General features: G+C 71.3%; 18 protein-coding genes. 11 read left to right on the top strand and 7 right to left on the bottom strand.

The window, feature by feature from the left end:
• The 3 genes from AOZ53_RS24965 to AOZ53_RS24975 all read right to left on the bottom strand — a co-directional run.
• Positions 1 to 669, bottom strand: a 669-nt coding sequence (locus AOZ53_RS24965) for a DUF169 domain-containing protein (RefSeq protein WP_054489814.1), incomplete at its 3' end; no start/stop codon positions are given.
• 80 nt (positions 670 to 749) lie between these two features.
• The gene (locus AOZ53_RS24970; protein WP_054434133.1) at positions 750 to 1178 is read right to left on the bottom strand and encodes a GNAT family N-acetyltransferase; all 429 of its coding nucleotides are present in this window, start codon (positions 1176 to 1178) and stop codon (positions 750 to 752) included.
• A gap of 81 nt (positions 1179 to 1259) precedes the next feature.
• Entirely contained in the window at positions 1260 to 2135 is an 876-nt protein-coding gene (locus AOZ53_RS24975; RefSeq protein ID WP_054489779.1) for a LysR family transcriptional regulator, read from the bottom strand.
• A 76-nt stretch (positions 2136 to 2211) separates the two neighbouring features.
• Here AOZ53_RS24975 and AOZ53_RS24980 point away from each other — a divergent pair, with 76 nt between their 5' ends.
• Together AOZ53_RS24980 and gstA are read left to right on the top strand one after the other, a co-directional pair.
• Positions 2212 to 3468, top strand: a complete 1257-nt coding sequence (locus tag AOZ53_RS24980) for a retroviral-like aspartic protease family protein (protein ID WP_082385762.1) — start codon at positions 2212 to 2214, stop codon at positions 3466 to 3468.
• Positions 3469 to 3596: 128 nt separating this feature from the next.
• Complete coding sequence (gstA, locus tag AOZ53_RS24985) at positions 3597 to 4202, top strand: glutathione transferase GstA (protein ID WP_054476699.1); 606 nt, start codon at positions 3597 to 3599, stop codon at positions 4200 to 4202.
• 42 nt (positions 4203 to 4244) lie between these two features.
• On the opposite strand, the gene AOZ53_RS24990 is transcribed toward gstA, so the two are convergent.
• Positions 4245 to 5006, bottom strand: a complete 762-nt coding sequence (locus tag AOZ53_RS24990; protein ID WP_054434125.1) for a DNA alkylation repair protein — start codon at positions 5004 to 5006, stop codon at positions 4245 to 4247.
• Positions 5003 to 5536, bottom strand: coding sequence for a MarR family winged helix-turn-helix transcriptional regulator (locus tag AOZ53_RS24995; protein ID WP_054476701.1), 534 nt, complete (start codon positions 5534 to 5536; stop codon positions 5003 to 5005). Before AOZ53_RS24995 ends, AOZ53_RS24990 begins: the two co-directional genes overlap by 4 nt.
• Positions 5537 to 5670: 134 nt before the next feature.
• Here AOZ53_RS24995 and AOZ53_RS25000 point away from each other — a divergent pair, with 134 nt between their 5' ends.
• From AOZ53_RS25000 to AOZ53_RS25010, 3 genes are all read left to right on the top strand, one after another.
• Positions 5671 to 6480 (top strand): nucleotidyltransferase domain-containing protein, encoded by an 810-nt coding sequence (locus tag AOZ53_RS25000; protein ID WP_054434121.1) that lies wholly within the window; start codon positions 5671 to 5673, stop codon positions 6478 to 6480.
• Between the two features lie 14 nt (positions 6481 to 6494).
• Complete coding sequence (locus AOZ53_RS25005; RefSeq protein ID WP_054489781.1) at positions 6495 to 6992, top strand: GNAT family N-acetyltransferase; 498 nt, start codon at positions 6495 to 6497, stop codon at positions 6990 to 6992.
• 62 nt (positions 6993 to 7054) lie between these two features.
• Positions 7055 to 7534 (top strand): DUF6882 domain-containing protein, encoded by a 480-nt coding sequence (locus AOZ53_RS25010; protein WP_054434103.1) that lies wholly within the window; start codon positions 7055 to 7057, stop codon positions 7532 to 7534.
• A gap of 80 nt (positions 7535 to 7614) precedes the next feature.
• Here AOZ53_RS25010 and AOZ53_RS25015 read toward each other — a convergent pair whose 3' ends face one another.
• The gene (locus AOZ53_RS25015; protein WP_054489785.1) at positions 7615 to 8826 is read right to left on the bottom strand and encodes a citrate synthase family protein; all 1212 of its coding nucleotides are present in this window, start codon (positions 8824 to 8826) and stop codon (positions 7615 to 7617) included.
• A gap of 112 nt (positions 8827 to 8938) precedes the next feature.
• Between AOZ53_RS25015 and AOZ53_RS25020 the strand changes: the two genes are divergently transcribed.
• Positions 8939 to 10363, top strand: coding sequence for a CoA transferase (locus AOZ53_RS25020; RefSeq protein WP_054489787.1), 1425 nt, complete (start codon positions 8939 to 8941; stop codon positions 10361 to 10363).
• Between the two features lie 22 nt (positions 10364 to 10385).
• Here AOZ53_RS25020 and AOZ53_RS25025 read toward each other — a convergent pair whose 3' ends face one another.
• A complete protein-coding gene (locus tag AOZ53_RS25025; protein WP_054489789.1) occupies positions 10386 to 11612 on the bottom strand; it encodes an SMI1/KNR4 family protein in 1227 nt (408 codons plus the stop codon).
• Between the two features lie 160 nt (positions 11613 to 11772).
• Between AOZ53_RS25025 and AOZ53_RS25030 the strand changes: the two genes are divergently transcribed.
• The 5 genes from AOZ53_RS25030 to AOZ53_RS25050 all read left to right on the top strand — a co-directional run bounded on the left by AOZ53_RS25030 (position 11773) and on the right by AOZ53_RS25050 (position 18757).
• On the top strand, positions 11773 to 12990 hold the full coding sequence (locus AOZ53_RS25030; protein WP_054489791.1) for a hypothetical protein: 1218 nt from the start codon (positions 11773 to 11775) through the stop codon (positions 12988 to 12990).
• 36 nt (positions 12991 to 13026) lie between these two features.
• Positions 13027 to 13668 carry a Vgb family protein gene (locus AOZ53_RS25035; RefSeq protein ID WP_054461189.1) on the top strand — a complete coding sequence of 214 codons (642 nt, stop codon included), beginning with the start codon at positions 13027 to 13029 and terminating at the stop codon, positions 13666 to 13668.
• Positions 13669 to 13891: 223 nt separating this feature from the next.
• Positions 13892 to 14794 carry a DUF3348 domain-containing protein gene (locus tag AOZ53_RS25040; protein ID WP_054434085.1) on the top strand — a complete coding sequence of 301 codons (903 nt, stop codon included), beginning with the start codon at positions 13892 to 13894 and terminating at the stop codon, positions 14792 to 14794.
• Between the two features lie 10 nt (positions 14795 to 14804).
• The gene (locus tag AOZ53_RS25045) at positions 14805 to 18104 is read left to right on the top strand and encodes a DUF802 domain-containing protein (protein ID WP_054489792.1); all 3300 of its coding nucleotides are present in this window, start codon (positions 14805 to 14807) and stop codon (positions 18102 to 18104) included.
• Entirely contained in the window at positions 18101 to 18757 is a 657-nt protein-coding gene (locus AOZ53_RS25050) for an OmpA family protein (protein ID WP_054434081.1), read from the top strand. Before AOZ53_RS25045 ends, AOZ53_RS25050 begins: the two co-directional genes overlap by 4 nt.
• The last annotated feature ends 97 nt before the right edge of the window (positions 18758 to 18854 follow it).

Genomic DNA, 18854 nt, shown 5'->3' on the forward strand with positions numbered 1-18854 from the left:
GGGCAGATAGCGCGGCGGCAACGCCATCAGCATTTCCTCGTCGGGCACGCCGCCGTAGCGGCGCTCGGCGTAACAGGGCAAGGACAGGCTGGGCTCGCCGGTGGCCAGCGCCCGCCCCCAGGAGTCGGCACAGGCGGTCTCGCCGACCACGCTCCAGTCGAAGCGCCGGTAGTTTTTCCATTGCAGGCCGTTGATCAGAATGATCATCTGCCCTGGCGTCGCATAGATCAGGCAGATGTCGGGCGGGTCGAGCCGGCCCGAGGCCAGCGGCGACACCGCCAGGGCGCGGTACTTGCCCGCCGGCACACAGGACAGGGCTTCCTGGCGGGCGCGCGCGTCGGCCTCGGTGGCATGCCACACGCCGACGTATTCCTTGCCGCTGCGCCAGGCCTCGTCCTGCGGTCCCAGGCCGATCACGGCGCGGCATTGCGATCCGACCAGGTCGTCGCCGGTGATGCCCACCGTCCAGCCCAGCCGCGCCGCCATGCCGACGATCTGGTCGGTGGTGTGCGTGGCCTTGGGGCGCCGCAGCCCCTTCACGCCGGCCAGCGCCGCCTCGTCCTCGAACAGCTTCATGCCGATGACCGTGGTCTTCAGCCGCAGCAGCCGGTTCAGTTCATCGACCAACGCCGCCCAGTCGAGCGGCTTGTCTTGCGTTGTCTCTTCCATGCCCGTCCTTTGGACTTGTCGTTGGAACGGGCAAGACTACACGACAGCGGCGCGCCGGCGCCATGGCCGGCCGCCAACGCTCAGGGCCGGCAGGACTTCATCAGGTACTTGGGCGACTCTTCGTAGCCCTGGCGGTAATAGAAGCGGTGCGCGTCGACGCGGCGCTCGTGGCAATGCACCTCGATGCGGTCACAGCCACGGGCCAGCGCCAGGGCCGCGGCGGCCTCTTCCAGCGCCCGCCCCACCCCGCTGCCGCGGGCCGCGTCGCTGACGCAGAAATAAGTGATGCGGCAGAAATCGCCCGGCAGCGCCAGCTGCACCATGAAATGCAGGCCGATGAAACCGAGCAGCCGGTCGCCGTCCTCGGCCACCAGCAGTTCGGCGTCGCGGTGCCCCAGCAGGCGCTCGATCTTGTCCGGCACGAAGCCCGCGGTGCCGGGATAGCCCAGTTGGGCCAGCAGTTCAACGATATCGGCGCTGTCGCCGGCTTCTGCGTTGCGGATGATCATGTCGCCTCTGCCAAAAGACGCCGATCGTAGGCCGGCCCGATGTCGCCGCGATGACGGCGCTCGCAGGCCGGCGCCCGGGCTTCAGGCCCGGCTGTCATCCTGCCGCAACATCTCGAACAGGGCCAGCGCCGCCGGCAAGCCGGCGGCCTGCGGCGACGCCGCCAGCGCGAAACGCCGCCGCACCGGCGTCGCCAGGGGCAGCACCCGCAGGCCACGGCGGTTCTCAGGCAACGTCAGTTCGGGCACCAGGGCCACGCCGACGTTGTCGCGCACCAGCGCATAGGCGCTGGACCATTCCATGACCGTGGCGCGCACGTCGGCCAGCGCCAGGCCGGCGTCGGCCGCGACACTGGCCGCGTGCACGTTGCAACCGCCCGTGGCCAGCACGAACGGCTGCGCCGCCAGTTGCGCCAGCGCCACCGACGCGCCGCGCGCCAGCGGATGCGAGGCCGGCAGCACCGCGACCCAGTCGTCCTCGCCCAGCGGACAGGCGCCGCGGCGCGCGGGCGGATTGAGCACCACCCCCACGTCCACCGTGCCCGCCGCCAGCAAGGTCTCGATCTCGCTGTCGCTGGCTTCCAGCGGCACCACCTCGATGGCCGGATGCAATTGGCGAAAGCGCCGCAACACCGGCGGCAGGATAGTCGAGAACACCATCGGGAAACTGGCCAGCCGCAACACCCCGCCCGGCGCGCCGGACGCCTCGCGCCCCAAGGCCTGGATGCGGCCGTGCGCGGCCAGCATGGCGCGCGCCTCGTGCGCCACCCGCAGCCCCAGCGCGGTGGGTACGCTCTGGCGCCGTTCACGGGTGAACAGCGGCGCGCCCAGATGGTGTTCCAGCTGCGCGATGGCCTGGCTGGCGCCCGACTGCGTCATGCCCACCTGCTTGGCGGCATGGGTGATGTTGCCGGCGTCCACCACCGCCAGCAGCAAGCGCCAATGGATCAGGTTCATCATGGCAGGGAAAAGATAACGGATCGTCTCGAAACCGGAAATTCTACCGACACTCGCCCGCCCCCCTGAATCTACCGTGATGACCGCCGCGCCGACCGCAACGTCGCCACGGGTCTGTCTTTTGGCCTGCGTCCGCACGAAGTCATCAAAACGCTATGACGTTTCCCTAAACTTCCGCTCTTGCCCGATCATCAATGGAACACTGGAAATGCCGCTCGACCGGTCCGCCTTGCGCCAAGCGGTGCGCTTCGCCCTCATCGCCTCGGCCGTGATCGCAACGGGTTGTGATTCCTCCACCCCCGTCGCCCCGACGGCGCAATCCACGAATGCGCCGGACCCGCTGCGCGCCCCGCTCGAACGGCTGGGCATGCAAGGCATCGCGCGCGGCGACCTGGCCAAGGCCGAGATCCAGCGGGCCCTGCGGCAGCTGGCCACCACGCCGTGCAACAGTCAGGCCATGGGTGCCCTGGCGCCGCAGCTCAAGGCCATGGGTTACCGCAAGGAGGCGGCCCAGGCGTTGATCACGTTCGCCGACGAATGCGGCAATGCCGACGGCTTCCTGCTGTCCGCCGTGGGCGATCTGCTCGTGATCCGGGACTACCCCCAGGCCATCGCCATTTCCAACCGCCTGATCGCAGACCATCCCGCCGACACGCGCATGCGCTATACGCGGGCGCAGGCATACAGCCAGACTCAGCAATACGAACAGGCGCTGGCCGACTACCTGGAAGTGATTGCCCTGTCGCCCAATCCACGACGGCTGGCCTCCGGCGTGTTCACCGAGACCGCCCAAGCGCAGGCCAGGCTCGGGCGCCATTGCGAAGCGGCAAGCACGGTGCGCATGTGGATGTCGCTGGATCCCTCGCGCACGCAAAACCCGCAGGGCAAGCGGCTCGTCGCTGAGTACGAGCGCCAGCGGGACTGCCCCGCCTCCTATGCCTCGGGCAAGGATACGTTCGCCCGCAAACCCGATCAGGTCATCCTGGCCTCGGTCGAAGTCAATGGCAAGAAAGGCACGTTCATCGTCGACACCGGCGCCAGCGTGGTTGCCATCACCCGCGCCTTTGCCGAGCGTGCGGGCATCGACTATCTCGGGGGCCGCAGGATCGCGGTACAGACGGCCAACGGCAACACCGATGTGCACACCGGCATGGCCAAACGCATCCAGATCCGTCAGGTCGCCGCCAGCCAGGTTCCGGTCGTGGTCCAGGCCGGCGCCGAATCCACGTTCGGTCCTGGCATCGACGGCTTGCTGGGCCAATCGTTCCTGTCCCGTTTCGACACCCACTTCGGACCCCGCCAATGGTCTATCGCCGTGCCGGCGACGGATGGCTGACATCGTGGGTGTGAATCAACCATCACAAATACTTATTTCTCATTTCTGAAGAAGTAATTTTACGAATATTCGGAATCGGTTGATCCTGGGCCTCCCCGTCCCAATCAGGACATCCCCGGACATTCCGCATGAAACTCTATTACGCTCCCGGCACCTGCTCGCTGTCGCCCCATATCGTGTTGCGCGAACTCGACCTGCCGTTCGACCTGGTCCGGGTAGACAACCGCAGCAAGCGCACCGCCGACGGCCGCGACTTCCTGGCCATCAATCCCAAGGGCTATGTGGCCGCGCTGGAAATCGACGGCGGCCAGGTGCTGACCGAAGGCCCCGCCATCAGCCAGTACCTGGCCGACCTGCGGCCCGAAGCCGGGCTGGCCCCGCCAGCCGGCAGCTGGGCCCGCAGCCAATTGCACGAATGGCTGAACTTCATCTCGGCGGAAATCCACGGCGGCTTCGGCCCGCTGTTCAATCGCGACCTGCCCGAGGCGGCGCGCGCGTGGTGGCAGGCGCGGCTGGAAAAACGCCTGGAACATGTCGCCACCGCGTTGCGCGAGCGACAGGCCCTGGTGCAGGACCGCTATGGCTTGGCCGATATCTACCTGTACGCGGTGCTGCGCTGGGCGCCGCAGCTTGACGTGGACCTGGCGCGCTGGCCTGCCCTGGAGGCATTCCAGCGCCGGATCGAATCCCGCCCCGCCGTGCAGGCCGCGCTGGCGGCCGAAGCGCGGGGTTGAGCGGCACGCGGCCGGCTGGTGATCGCAAACGGCAGCGGCGCGTTACGCCCCGATGGTGCGCAGCGCCCGCTGGCAGATGCGCTGCGTCGCCGCGACCGGGCTGTGCGTCAGCCAACGCGCACACACCCGCCTGACCCAGTCCGGCTGGTCCTTGCTGGCGTCGTTCAACCAGTTCGCCACCGAATCCTGCACGTAGACCGCCGCATCGGCGCGCATCGGCTCCAGCAGCGGCAACGCCCGCCCCGGGTCCGCCTTGAGCGCGGCGATGTGCGCGCACCAGACGCCGCGCGGCCGCAACGACTCGCTGGCAAAGCGGCGCAAGCGCTCGGACGGCAGCGTCGTCCACGCTTGCAGCTGCGTGATTGCCGCGTCCAGGTCGGCCGCCAGCGCCGGCCGCACGGCCAGCCAGGCCCATTCGCGCACCCCGAAATGCGCATCGTCGGCCAGCGGCCGGATGCGCGCCAGGCGCTGCGCCAGCGACAGGTCCGGCGCCGCCCCGATCATGAAGCAGGCCCAGCCCCGCGCGGTGTCCGACGCCTGCGCCGCCATCCGCGTGAAGCCGGCCGGACCCAGCCCTTCATGCAGGATACGCGCCGCCACCGCCATGCGCTTGGAAATGCCCAGCGCCGCCGCGGCCCGCATCGCGGCGATGCCATCGGCGCCGACCTCGGGCGCCAGCGCCTGCATCAGCAAGGCAAAGTCCACCGCCAGGCACTCGGTCAGGTGCGCGGCCGGCGCGCCCGCGTTCAGTTGCGCCAGGCGGCCCGCGCCGATGTCCTTGACGCCGCGGCGGGCGGCCGTCACGGTGTCTCTCCCGCCAGTGCGGCACGTCCGCTGTCGGTGCCGCGCCACACCTTCGCCAGCAGGTCGCCGAGCTGGCGCCGCTCGGCCTGCGACAAGGTGTCGAACAGCGCGCCGATCCACTGTGCATGTTCCTTGAACAGCCGCGCCGCCACCGTCCTGCCCTTGGGCGTGAGCGTCACCGTGATCCGGCGCCGGTCGTCCTGGCCCGGCTGGCGCAGCGCGAACCCATCGCGCTCCAGTCCGTCGAGCAGACCGGTCACCGTGGCGCGGGTCACGCCCGCGCGCGCCGCCAGTTCGTGCGGCGACAGCCCACCCGCCTGTCCGTGCAGCAGGAACAGCAGCACGAACTTGCCTTCCGACAACTGCCGCGGCGCCAGGCGCGCGGCGCAGTCGCGGTCGATGGCGCCGGCCAGGGCCAGCACCTGAAAGCACAGCTGGATGCCGTCGGACGAGGCCAGCCCGCGGCGGGCGGCCTCGTCCAGCAGCGCATGGTGCTTGGGTTCCAGCATGGCGGGAATGGCAGTTGGCATGGCGGGTCCGGCAGTTGATATGGCGGCATATGATAAGGCAGCTAATCATAATGGGCAAACGCGCCGGCAACGACAACGCGCCACGCATTCGCGCGCCTCGCGCACCCGCCTGGCGAAGTGCTAGCATCCAAAGCATGACCTCGATCCTGCACGCCCATCCCATCGATCCGGCCATCCGCGAACGCGTCATGGCGACCCTGGAACACATCGAACAGCGCCACGACGTGCGCGTCCTGCTCGCCTGCGAGTCCGGCAGCCGCGGCTGGGGCTTCGCCTCGCCCGACAGCGACTACGACGTGCGCTTCCTGTATGTGCACAAGCTGGACTGGTACCTGCGGGTGGCGCCGCAGCGCGACGTGATCGAGCTGCCGATCGACGACGAACTGGACGTGTCCGGCTGGGAATTGCGCAAGGCGCTGCAACTGCTGCGCGGCTCCAACCCCACCCTGTTCGAATGGCTGGACTCCCCCGTGCTGTACCGCCAGGACGACGCCGCCAGCGCCTGGCTGCGGCACTTCCGCAGCGAGTATTTCTCGCACATCAAGGGCCGTTGGCATTATGTCGCCATGGCCGGCCGCAACTTTCGCGAGTCGCTGCAGGGCGACACCGTGCGGCTCAAGAAATACCTGTACGTGCTGCGTCCCGTGCTGGCCGCGCAATGGATCGACAGCGGCCGCGGCATCCCCCCGATGCGCTTTGCCGACCTGGCCGATGCCATGGTCACCGACCCCGCGCTGCGCGACGAGATCAACGCCTTGCTGGCCATCAAGATGCAGGCCGGCGAGGCCGAGCACGGCCCGCGCTTCCCCTTGATCCATGCCTACCTGGAAACGACGCTGCCGGCCCTGGAAAAAGCGCCCTTCTTCGACCGGCCCGACGGCCAGACCGAACGGCTGGACCGGTTCCTGTACGAAGTCGTGACCGGCGCCCCGCTGACATATTGAACGCCCCCGCCGCGATGTCGCCCTCCCCGACCGTCACCTTGCGTCGCCTGCGTGAAGACGACGTACCCATGATCCTGGCACTCGAAGCCGACCCCGAGGTCATGCGCCACAGCACCGGCGTCAAGCCCGCCACGCAGGCGCGCCGCCAGGAACTGCTGGACTGGTTGAAGACGCCGCCGGATGACATCGGCCACTGGGCGGTGGTCGATCCCGACGGCGTGGCGGTGGGCTGGATCAGCCTGACACGGCTGGAGGACACCGGCGCGTTGCAACTGGCCTACCGCCTGCAACGATCGGCCTGGGGCCGCGGCTACGCCACCCAGGCCGCGCGCCAGCTCTGCGACTACGCCTGGCGCGCGCTCGACAGCGCGGAGCTGCTGGCCGTCACGTGGCCTGACAACCTGGGCTCGCAGCGCGTGCTGGACAAGCTGGGCTTCGCCTTCCGCGCCATCGAAACGCACTACGGCCGCGACACCCGCGTCTACGTGCTGGGCCGACCGCCCGGCGGGTGAGGCCCCGGGCCGCCTCGCTTTGCGGGTACGCTATCGACTTTCCATCACCCGCGAAGCCCCGCATGTCCGACACCACCCAGCCCTTCGACGTTTCCGCCTACATCGCCCAGAGCCTGGAAGGCATGCGGGCCGCCACCTCGGCGCACTGCGCCACCTGGCACCTGGACGAGGCCGAGCAATGGTCCGTGGACATGGACAGCGGCCTGATCGTGTTCCAGCTGCCCGGCGGCATCACCGCCCACGCGCCGGTGCAGATCGTCGGTACCTCCAACAGCGAGGACGGCAGCTTTCTGTGGGGCTGGGACCACCCGTCGGTGCCGGCCGAGCTGGCCGAACACGCCCAGCTGGCGCTGGCCTTCGGCCAGGCCCATGGCCTGGAGGCGTACACCCACCGCAAGGTGCCCTGCGACGACGCCCAGGCCTGGGAATTCACCGCCGTCGCCATGCGGCTGGGCGAGGCCAGCGGCTCCTACCGCGCCCAGGCCTCGGAAACCGCCCACGTCTGGATGACGTTCGGCCAGGTCACCCTGTCCCAGGCCTGACGCCCGCGGCGCGCGCCGGGCCGGGTTGCGTCCGGCGACGCTGACACGACAGCACGCCTCGTCAGCGCCGGCGGCCTCGGTCAAGCCGCGTCGGGATGCACGCCGGTATAAGCCGCGCGCGGCCGGATCAGGTCCTGGCTGCCGCGCTGCTCCAGCCCGTGCGCCAGCCAGCCGATGGAGCGCCCCAGCGCGAACAGCCCGAACGCCGCTCCCGGTGGCAGGCCAAGATGGCGGCGCACCGCCACCAGCGCGAAATCCACCGACGGCCGCTGCCCGACCAGATCGAAGGCCTGTTCGACCAGCGCCTGCCAGTCGGGACGCCGCGGCAATATCCTCGCCAGCAAGGCGCTGGCGCGCGGGTCGCCGGCGGGATAGAGGTGATGGCCGAAACCCGGCAGGTCTTCCCCCCGCGCCAGCCGCTCGCGCAGGCCGCGCGCCAGCCGCCGGCCGCCATCCGCGTCGGCATCGCCGCGCTCGAGCTCGTCCCACATCGCCTCGCCACGCGCCGTGGTGCCGCCGTGGCGCCCGCCCGTCAGCGCCGCCAGGCCGCCGACGATTCCCGCGCGCAGGCTGGCGCCGGTGGACGCGATACAGCGCGCGGTGAAACTGGAGGCGTTCAATTCATGGTCGGCGCACAGCACCAACGCCATCCGGATCAGGTCCGCGCCGGCCGCGTCCACGCCCCAGGCGCGGGCGCATTGCGCGTGGATCGGCGCATCGTCCGGCGCGGCCTGCAACAGGCAGGCCGCCAGCGTGCGCACCAGGGCGCCGCACCCCTGCGCCTGGCGCTGCGTCGAGCGCTGCCACAACGCGGTCGCGTCATCGTCGCTGGCCGCCGTGAACAAGGGCAACAGCGCGGCCTCGGCGCGCTGGCCGCGATACCGCGCGAACAAGGCCGCCATGTCCGGCGGCAACGCCGGCGCGGGCGCGCCGAACGCCATCGCCTCGTCGCATTGCCACAGGTGCGCCGCCACCGCCTCCACCGAGCGCGCCCCGGCCAGCGCCACCGCGTTCTGCCCGCGATAGAACAGCTGCCCGTCCTCGATCAGCGTGATGGCGGACTCCAGCACCGGCAGCCCCCAGTTCAGCGTCGCCTTGGCCACCTCCTTCGGCTTGCGGCCGCGCGTGCGCTGCGCCGCCAGGCGCTCGACATCCTCGGCCAGATAACGGCTTTCACGCGGCGTGGCGCCGGCTTCGGCATGCAGCAGCCCGCGGCTCACGTAGGCGTACAGGGTCTGGCGCGACACCCCCAGGCGGGCGGCCGCGGCGGCGGAAGTCAGGTAGTTCGGCATGAGTAGAAGCGCAAGCGCGGATATCGAAAATATTGATTAACTTAATCAATATTGACAATTAATTCCATAAGAATAATCCTGACGACATTGCCCGCCTTCAAGGAAGTCCGCCATGTCCGCCCCCGACCACCCCGCCGCCCCCTGCCCCGCCACCGCCGACTATCTGCGGCAATTCTGGCTGGCGGCCGGCGGCGATCCCGCCCATCTGTCCCGGGTCGGCGTCACCGGCCATGGGGCGCTGCCCTCGGCCTTCGCCGTCACCGAGTTCGCCACCGCCGCCATCGGCGCGGCCGGCCTGGCCCTGGCCGAATTCGCCGCCGCCGGGTCGGGCGCCCCAGGCGCCCCCGGCGCCATCAGCGTCGACCGGCGCCTGGCCTCGATCTGGTTCGGCACCACGCTGCGCCCCATCGGCCGGGACGCCCCGCCACTGTGGGATGCCGTGGCCGGCGACTACCGCGCCAGCGACGGCTGGATCCGCCTGCACACCAACGCGCCGCACCATCGCGACGCCGCCCTCGCGGTCCTGGGCGTGGCGGCCGACCGCGACGCGGTCGCCCAGGCCGTCTCGCGCTGGCGCGCCGACGAACTGGAAGCGGCCGTGGTCGAACGCAACGGCTGCGCCGCCGCCATGCGCGACCTGGACGCCTGGGCCCGGCACCCGCAAGGCCGCAGCGTCGGCGCCGAACCGCTGCTGCATCGCGCCGCCGCGCCCGCCAGCGCCCGTCCGGACTGGCGCCCGACGCGTCAACGCCCGCTGCAAGGCCTGCGCGTGCTGGACCTGACCCGCATCCTGGCCGGACCCGTCGCCACCCGCTTCCTCGCCGGCTATGGCGCCGACGTGCTGCGCATCGACCCGCCCGGCTGGGAGGAGCCCGGCACCGTGCCCGAAGTCGTGCTGGGCAAGCGCTGCGCGCGCCTGGACCTGAAATCCGCTGCGGATCTGGCCACGCTCGAACGCCTGCTGAGCCAGGCCGACGTGATGATCCACGGCTATCGCGCCGACGCCCTGGCCCGCCTGGGCCTGGACGCCGAACGCCGCCGCCAGCTCAACCCGGCGCTGATCGACGTGTCGCTCGACGCGTATGGCTGGAGCGGTCCGTGGCAGGGACGCCGCGGATTCGACAGCCTGGTGCAGATGAGCACCGGCATCGCCGATGCCGGCATGCGCGCCAAGGGCGCCGACCGGCCGGTGCCGCTGCCCTGCCAGGCCATCGACCACGCCACCGGCTACCTGATGGCCACGGCCGCCCTGCGCGGCCTGACCGAGCGGCTGGCCACGGGCGCGGGCGGCAGCGCCCGCGCCTCATTGGCCCGCACCGCCAAGCTGCTGGTGGCGCATCGCGGAATGCTGGAAGGCGGGCCGGCATTGGCCGCGGAAACGGCAGCCGACTGGTCCGCGGCGATCGAGGAAACCTCGTGGGGCCCGGCCCGGCGCGTCAGGCCGCCGATGCGGATCGAGGGCACGCCGGAGTCGTGGGATTATCCGGCGAGCGCGTTGGGTTCGTCCGAAGCGACTTGGCGGGACAGCGTGCGCTAGGGAACCACGACGCGCGACGGACTCAAAGCACGAACGCGCGCAGGTTCGCGACCCGCTCGGCCAAGCCGTCCGCACCCAGGTAGTGGCCCAGCTTGCCCGCGCGCACGCGGCGCAGGTCTTCCTCGTAGCGCGTCAGCATGGCGTCGCGCGCTTCGGCATACGCGGCCGCGATGCCTTCGCCTGCGACGGCGACGACCTGGCGCGCGACATCCGGCGCGCCACAAGCCACGCAACGCGCCACGCCGAGGCCGTCGGCCCGCGCGCCGCGCGCCAGCAACTGCGCCACCAATTCGGCGGGCGGCTGACGATCGAATCGGTGCAACGCGTCCGCGCTGACCGGCGCACCGGCCCGCAGCAACGCCTGCGCCGCCGCGTAGGCGTGCTGCATCAACGCCACATCCAGCGCCGTGGCGCTGCCACGCAACGGCTGGCCGAAGTCCATGCCCTGCGTGGCCAATTGCGCGACCAGGGCGCCGTCATCGTTGGCCAGCGCATGCCGCAAGGCCAGATTGGCCAACCGCGGCGACTGCCCCAGCGTCCCGGCCGCCAACGGCCCGCGCCAATCCACCAACGCGCGCCGGTAGAACGCCGTCAGCTTGTCCGCCAACGCCTGCGGCATGCCATGATCCGCCACTCGCTCGTCCAGATACTCCAGCACGCGCACGCCCGTGCTGTCGGGGTCCTCGGGGTCTTCCTCCAGGCACAGCTCGGCAAACGCGCCGCGCAGATCGGCCGCGATCGTCGCGATGCCGTCCTGCTGCAATGTATGGGTCCAGCCCGGCAGGCCCTGCTTCCAGGCCACGATGCCGCCAGCGTGGCCGCCCGGCCCCACCTGCACATAGATGCGATCGCAGTATTCAAAGCCGCCGATCGGCAGATAGCGCAGCTTGCCGTCCCAGGCCTCGCCGCTTTCCTCGGCGGCCTCTTCGGCGCATTCCTGCTCGTGTTCGATCCAGCCCGCCAGGTCGCGGTATTGGTCGCTGCCGTCATAGAACAACTCGGACCAGCTGAGGGCCTCTTCGTTGCCGTCCATCTGTGCATGCAGGTCGTAAGCCAGTTCACCGCCGGCGGTCAGGCGCCACAAGTCGCGCAGCGCCTCGGGCAAGGGGCCGGCGCAGATCGCTTCGATCTCGGCGATGCGAATCTCGCTCATCGGCGGCTGGACCGCGATGAGGACGCGGTCGGCGAACAGGGCGATGCCGTGCTGTCGGAGGGCCTGGATTTCGTCGGCGGAAAAGTGCTCGCTCATCTTGCGTCTTCTCTGGAAAGGACGGTTCGGATTCTACTTGGCGTGGCATGCATCCCGGCGCGGGTTGCACGCCCCCATCGCGGACCAAGTCCCCTGCCGCCGCGCCGGTGGTAGATTGGCGATATCCACGAACCGGAGCGGCGGTGATGACGGCATCCTCATGGACGGACTGATCCAGGCCGCGGCCCGCGCGCTGGCTGCCGGCGACCCGCTGGCCGCGCTGGGCCGGGTGGCCTTGCGCGACGATGCGCCGGCCCTGGCGCTGCGCGGCATCGCGCTGGCGCAGTTGGGCGACTTCGAACGCGCCCGGCCGCTGGTGCGCCGCGCCGCCCGCGCGTTCGGCGCCAGGGATCCGGTGGCGCGCGCCCGCTGCGTGGTGGCCGAAGCCGAGATCGCGCTGGCCTCGCGCGACCTGGGCTGGCCGACGGCGGCGCTCGAGGCCGCCCGCGCCACGCTCGAACAGCATGGCGACCGGCGCAATGCGGCCTATGCCGGCTACCTGGCCGGGCGCCGCCTGATCCTGATGGGACGCCTGGAGCAGGCCGAGCAGGTGCTGTCGGGACTGGATCCCGCGCCCTTCCCGCCGGCCTTGCGGGCGGTGCACGAGCTGGCCCTGGCCGGCATCGCGCTTCGCCGGGTGCAGGCCGCCACCGCCCGCGCCGCCCTGGCGCGGGCCGCGCACGCCGCGCAGGCGGCGGCCATTCCCGCCCTGCAGGCCGAAGTGCGCCAGGCGGCGCTGGCGCTGGAGACGCCGGCGGCGCAACTGCACCACGCGGGCGAAATCCGCGCGCTGCGCCTGGACGAGGTGGAAACGCTGCTGGCGTCCGACACGCTGGTGATCGACGCCTGCCGCTATGCCGTGCATGGCGCGGGCCACAGCCTGGCGCTGGCCAGCCGCCCGGTCCTGTTCACCCTGGCGCAGGCGCTGGGCCAGGCGTGGCCGGGCGACGCGCCGCGCGACGCCTTGATCGCGCAGGCCTTCCGCACCCGCCATCCGGACGACACGCACCGCGCGCGGTTGCGGGTGGAAATCGGCCGGCTGCGGGCGGCGCTGGGAACACTGGCCGGCATCCGGGCGACGCGGCAGGGCTTCGCGCTGGCGCCGGCGGCCGGCGCCGTCGCGGTGCTGGCGCCGCCTGTGCAAGACCGCCACGCCGCCGTGCTGGCGCTGCTGGCCGACGGCGAAGCCTGGTCCAGTTCGGCCCTGGCGCTGGCCACCGGCGCCAGCCAGCGCCAGGTGCAGCGCGCCCTGGACGCGCTGGCCGCCGCCGGCCGCGCCCAGGCGATCGGCCGCGGCCGGGCGCGGCGCTGGATCACGCCGCCGCTGCCCGGTTTCGCGACGACATTGTTACTCCCGGTTCCGCTGGCGAATGCCTAGCATGGAGACGTCATCCCCCTGAACAAGGACATCGTCATGAAATCCAAGCCCGCAGAAATCCTCCGTGAATACGGCCCCTTCCCCGGCGTCACCGACGTGCACGGCGTGTCTTACGACGGCAGCCGCGTCTGGATCGCCGTGGGCGACAAGCTGCACGCCCTGGACCCGGCCAGCGGCGACGTGGTGCGCACGATCGACGTCACCGCCCGCGCCGGCACCGCGTTCGACGGCAAGCACCTGTACCAGCTGGCCGACAACATCATCCAGAAGATCGACCCGGCCTCGGGCCGCGTGCTGGCCACCGTGCCGGCGCCCGAAGGCGGCGGCAATTCGGGCATGACCTGGGCCGAAGGCATGCTCTGGATCGCGCGCTACAAGGACCGCAAGATCCACCAGGTCGATCCCGCCACCGGCGCCATCCTGCGCACCATCGAGTCCGACCGCTACGTGACCGGCGTCACCTGGGTCGACGGCAACCTGTGGCACGGCACCTGGGAAGACGACGCCAGCGAGCTGCGCCGGGTCGATCCGGCCAACGGCGAGGTGCTGGAACGATTGGCGATGCCGCCGGGCGTCTACGTGTCCGGCCTGGAATCGGACGGCGGCGACGTGCTCTATTGCGGCGGCGCCACCAGCGGCCGCCTGCGCGCCGTGCGCCGGCCGCGCGCCAGCGCCTGACCTTCCCGCCCGCGACGCCCGCCGGCCGCCCCCGGCGGGCGGTTTTTTTTCGGGCCGATATCAGCCGGATCCGACGCCGCGGCGCCGACGCCCCGCGCTCCCCGGCGAACCGCGCCGGCGGGTCGTCCTGACAAATTGTTGCAGCCACAATCGCGCCCCCCCGTTTCCGGGCCCAGCGGGGCCCCGCCAGCGTGTAAACTCCCCCCTTTTTGACTCTGGTGGTATGTTGCAAGCCCCACAGCGCACAGGTTTAAGCGGCCCGACGCTCATTCGCTTGCTGACTCGCCTGACGGATGTCGACGCGCCGGAATCCCGGCAGCCGTTGTCGGATCATCTGAGCCAATGGCTCGGCTGGACCGACGCGATTGCCCTGTCCGCCGCCCTGAACAACCGCCCGCCGGCGATCGCGCCGGGCGCGCGCCAGTTCAGCAGCGCCGAGGAGCGCGAGTGCGAGCGCGTCCGGACCACGCTGGCTGATGCCATCGCCAGCGACACCGCGGCCACGGCCGCCAAACGGCAGATGCCGGGGCAAGTGTCCGCCAAGGTGGCGGCGCTGCAGGCCGGCGACGCCGATTACTCGAATTTCCGTCAGCGCTATCTGTCGTTGCAGCACACGATGGAGACCAGCATCGGCAATCTGCGCAGCCGCCTGCGCGGCATGGTCGCGGCCAGGACGCCGGAAATGACGCGATTGGCGGTGGTGGACGCCATCATGGACCGCGCCCTGCTGCCGCGCGAGCGGACGCTGCTGGGCGCGATCCCGAAGTTGCTGCAGGGCCATTTCGACCGGCTGCGGCTGGCCGAGCAGGCCGCGCTGGAAGCGGCGGCCCAGGCCGCCGCGCAGGCGCAGGCCGAGGTCGACGCCGCGGCGGCGGCCGACCCCGAGGCGCAGGCCGAAGCCGGCGCGCGGGACGATGCCCAGGCCGCGCCCGACAGCGCCGCGCAGGTCGATGCCAACGCGCCAGCGTCGACCGACGTCGGCGTGCCGCCACCCGCTTTACCCGCGCCCACGCCGGGCGCCTGGCTGGAAACGTTCCGCAAAGACATGCGCAGCGTGCTGCTGGCCGAACTGGATGTTCGTTTACAACCGGTGGAAGGGCTGCTTGCCACCCTTCGCACCAGCTAACCGGGACACTATGTCCAAGTATCTGATCAATATCGTTGTTTTCCTCAGCGGCCTGGCCGTGGCCGGCTGGATCGGCGCGGGCTACGCGGGCACCAATCCCCTGGCCCTGGCCGTCACGCTGCTGATCGGCGCCTGCTACGTGGCCGGCGCGCTCGAATTGCTGCGCTATCAACAAGCCACCGCGTCCCTGAGACGCGCGGTCGGCAACCTGTCGGAAGCGCCCGCCAGCCTCGCCGGCTGGCTCGAACAACTGCCCGCCGCGCTGCGCAACCCGGTGCGGCTGCGCATCGAGGGCGAACGCGTGGGCCTGCCCGGCCCGGCGCTGGCGCCCTACCTGGTCGGCCTGCTGGTGCTGCTGGGCATGCTCGGCACCTTCCTGGGCATGGTGGTGACGCTGCGCGGCACCGGCGCCGCGCTCGAAAGCGCCACCGACCTGGCCGCGATCCGCGCCTCGCTGGCCGCGCCCGTCAAGGGCCTGGGCTTTGCCTTCGGCACCTCGATCGCCGGCGTCGCCACCTCGGCCATGCTGGGCCTGCTGGCGGCGCTGTGCCGCCGCGACCGGATCCAGGCCGCGCAAGGGCTCGACGCCAAGGCCGCGACCACGCTGCGCCTCTACACCCAGGGCCATCAGCGCGAAGAAAGCTTCAAGCTGCTGCAACGCCAGGCCGAAGTGCTGCAACGGCAGGCGGAGGCCATGCCCGCGCTGGTCGACCGCCTGGACGCCATGATGCGCAACCTGGAACAGCAGAACCACACGCTGAACGAGCGCCAGCTCGCCAGCCAGGACGCCTTCCAGGGCAAGGCCGAGGCGGCCTACGCGCGCCTGGCCGCGGTGATGGAACAGTCGATGAAGGAAAGCGTGGCCGAAAGCGCCCGCTCGGCCGGCGCGGCGCTGCAACCCGCGGTCGAAGCCACCATGGCCGGCCTGTCGCGCGAGACCGCCACGCTGCACGACACCGTCACGCAGGCGGTGCAACGCCAGCTGGACGGCATGACCGCCGGCCTGCAGGCCGCCACCGCCAACGTCGCCGGCATCTGGAACCAGGCCCTGGCCGGCCAGCAGCGCGCCAGCGAAACCCTGGCAGAGGACCTGCGCGGCTCGCTCGACCGCTTCGCGCAGACCTTCGAGCAACGCTCGGCCAGTCTGCTGGACAGCGTGTCCGAACGCCTGGAGGCGTCCTCGGGCAGCATGTCCGAAGCCTGGAACGTGGCGCTGAGCCGCCAGGAACGCGCCAGCGAGAAACTGGCCGGCGACAACCTGCAGGCCCTGACGGCCGCCGCCGCCAGCTTCGAACAGCATTCGGCGTCGCTGCTGCGCACGCTGAACGCCTCGCACGCGGCGCTGCAATCCGACCTGGCCTCGCGCGACCAGCAACGCCTGGCCGCCTGGACCGACACGCTGGGCGCGCTGTCCGCCACCCTGCGCGAGGAATGGCAGCAGGCCGGCGCGCAGGCCGCCGAACGCCAGCTGGAAATCAACCAGGCCCTGGCCCTCAGCGCACAGGACCTGACCGCGCACGCGCAGGCCCAGGCCGGCCTGCTCGAGAACGTCTCGACCCGCCTGGAAACCGCCGCCGGCAACGTCTCGGCGCAATGGCACGAGGCCCTGGCGCGCCAGTCGCAGGTCAGCGACAAGCTGGCGGACGACAACCGCGCGGCCCTGGCCGCCGCCGCCGCGACCTTCGAACAGCATTCGGCCGCGCTGCTGCGCACCCTGGACCAGTCCCACGCCGACCTGCAGGCCGCCCTGGCCGCGCGCGACGAGCAGCGCCTGGCCGCCTGGGCCGGCACGCTCGGCGCGGTCGCCGACAAGCTCGGCCAGGAATGGGAACAGGCCGGCGCGCAAGCCGCCGCCCGCCAGCAGGACATCAGCCAGATGCTGACGCGCACCGCGCAGGATCTGGCCACGCGCAGCGACGCGCAGAGCGCCCTGCTCGACAGCGTGGCCGCGCGCATCGAATCCGCCGCCGGCGGCGTGACGCAGGCCTGGACCGAGGCGCAGGTGCGCCAGGAACTGACCAGCGAGAAGCTGGCCGCCGACAACCAGCAGGCCCTGACCGCCGCCGCGGCCGCCTTCGAACAGCACTCGGCCGCGCTGCTGCGCACGCTGGACCAGTCCCATGCCGACCTGCAGGCCGCCCTGGCCGCGCGCGACGAGCATCGCCTGGCCGCCTGGCATGCCTCGCTGGGCGCGCTGGCCACCGAACTGGGCCAGGAATGGCGCGCGGCCGGCGAACAGACCGCCGCCCGCCACCAGGAACTGGGCCAGCTGCTGGCCCGCACCGCGCACGACATCACCACCCAGACCCAGGCCCAGGCCGCCCTGCTGGAAAACGTCTCGGCCCGCCTGGAAACGGCGGCCGGCGGCGTGACGCAGGCCTGGACCGAGGCCCAGGTGCGCCAGGAACTGGCCAACGAGAAACTGGCCGGCGACAACCAGCAGGCCCTGACCACCGCCGCGGCTGCCTTCGAGCAGCATTCGGCAACGCTGCTGCAGACCCTGGGCCAATCTCAGGCCGAGCTGCAGGCCGCGCTGGCCTCGCGCGACCAGGAACGCCTGGCCGCCTGGACCGCCGAGCTGGGCTCGATGGCCGAGGCGCTGCGCCAGGAATGGGAGCAGGCCGGCGCCCGCAGCGCCAGCCTGCAGCAGGAAATCTGCGCCACCCTGGCCCAGACCGCGCAGGACATCGCCACCCAGACCGAGGCCCACGCCAGCGGCACCATCGCCGAGATCAGCCAGCTGGTGCAGGCTGCGTCCGAAGCGCCGCGCGCGGCCGCCGAAGTCATCGGCGAGCTGCGCCAGAAGCTGTCGGACAGCCTGGCCTACGACAACGCCATGCTGGAAGAACGCAACCGCCTGCTGGACACGCTGGCGACGCTGCTGGACGCCGTCAACCACGCCTCCAGCGAGCAGCGCAGCGCGGTCGACGCCCTGGTCTCGTCGTCGGCGGACCTGCTGGACCGCGTCGGCACGCAGTTCACCGAGCAGGTCGAATCCGAAACCGCCCGCCTGGACGACGTGGCCGCGCAAGTGACCAGCGGCGCCGTCGAGGTGGCGAGCCTGGGCGAGGCCTTCGGCGCCGCGGTGCGCCTGTTCGGCGAATCCAACGACAAGCTGGTCGCGCACCTGCAACGCATCGAGAGCGCGCTCGACAAATCGATCGCGCGCGGCGACGAGCAACTGGCCTACTACGTGGCGCAGGCGCGTGAAGTGGTCGACCTGAGCACCATGTCGCAGAAGCAGATCGTCGAGAACCTGCGCGACCTGGCCAGCCAGCGCGCCGCCAGCGCCGGAGCGCAGGCGGCATGAGCGCGGGCGAGGACATCGACGGCGGCGTGGAACCCGCGGTGCCGACCTGGGCCGTCTTTGGCGACCTGATGTCGGTGCTGCTGGGCGCCTTCGTGCTGATCCTGGTGAGCGTGGTGGCCGTGCAGCTGGAGCTGTCGACCCAGCTCGAACGCGAGGTCAAGCAGCGCCAGGAGGAAACCCAGCGCCGCCAGACGCTGGAGCAGGCCCTGGCCGCGCCGCTGGCGGCGGGCCGCGTGACGCTCATCAACGGCCGCATCGGCATCAGCGGCAGCGTGCTGTTCGCGCTCAATTCCGACCAGTTGCAGCCGGAGGGCCGCGAGGTGCTCAAGAGCCTGATCGAGCCCCTGTCGGCCTACCTGAAGGCCAACAACGAGATCCTGATGGTCAGCGGCTACACCGACGACCAGCAGGTGCGCGAGGGCAACCGGCGCTTTGCCGACAACTGGGACCTGTCGGCGCAGCGCGCGCTGACCGTGACCCGCGCGCTGATCGACGAAGGCGTGCCGTCGGCCTCGGTGTTCGCCGCCGCGTTCGGCGCCGAACAACCCGTGGCCTCGAACGCCGACGAGGAAGGCCGCGCCAGGAACCGCCGGGTCGAGATCACGCCGATTCCCAAGCCGTCCAACGGCACGGAGGCGCCGCGTGGCCAGTGATGGCGGTCTTGGCCACGCGCTGACGACCGAGGCGGACGCCACGGCCGACGCCGGCCTGCCGGCGGACAACGCGCTGCGGGCCTGGCGCGAGCGCGGC

The organism is Achromobacter sp. 2789STDY5608621, assembly GCF_001299375.1.
Taxonomy (GTDB): domain Bacteria; phylum Pseudomonadota; class Gammaproteobacteria; order Burkholderiales; family Burkholderiaceae_B; genus Achromobacter; species Achromobacter insuavis.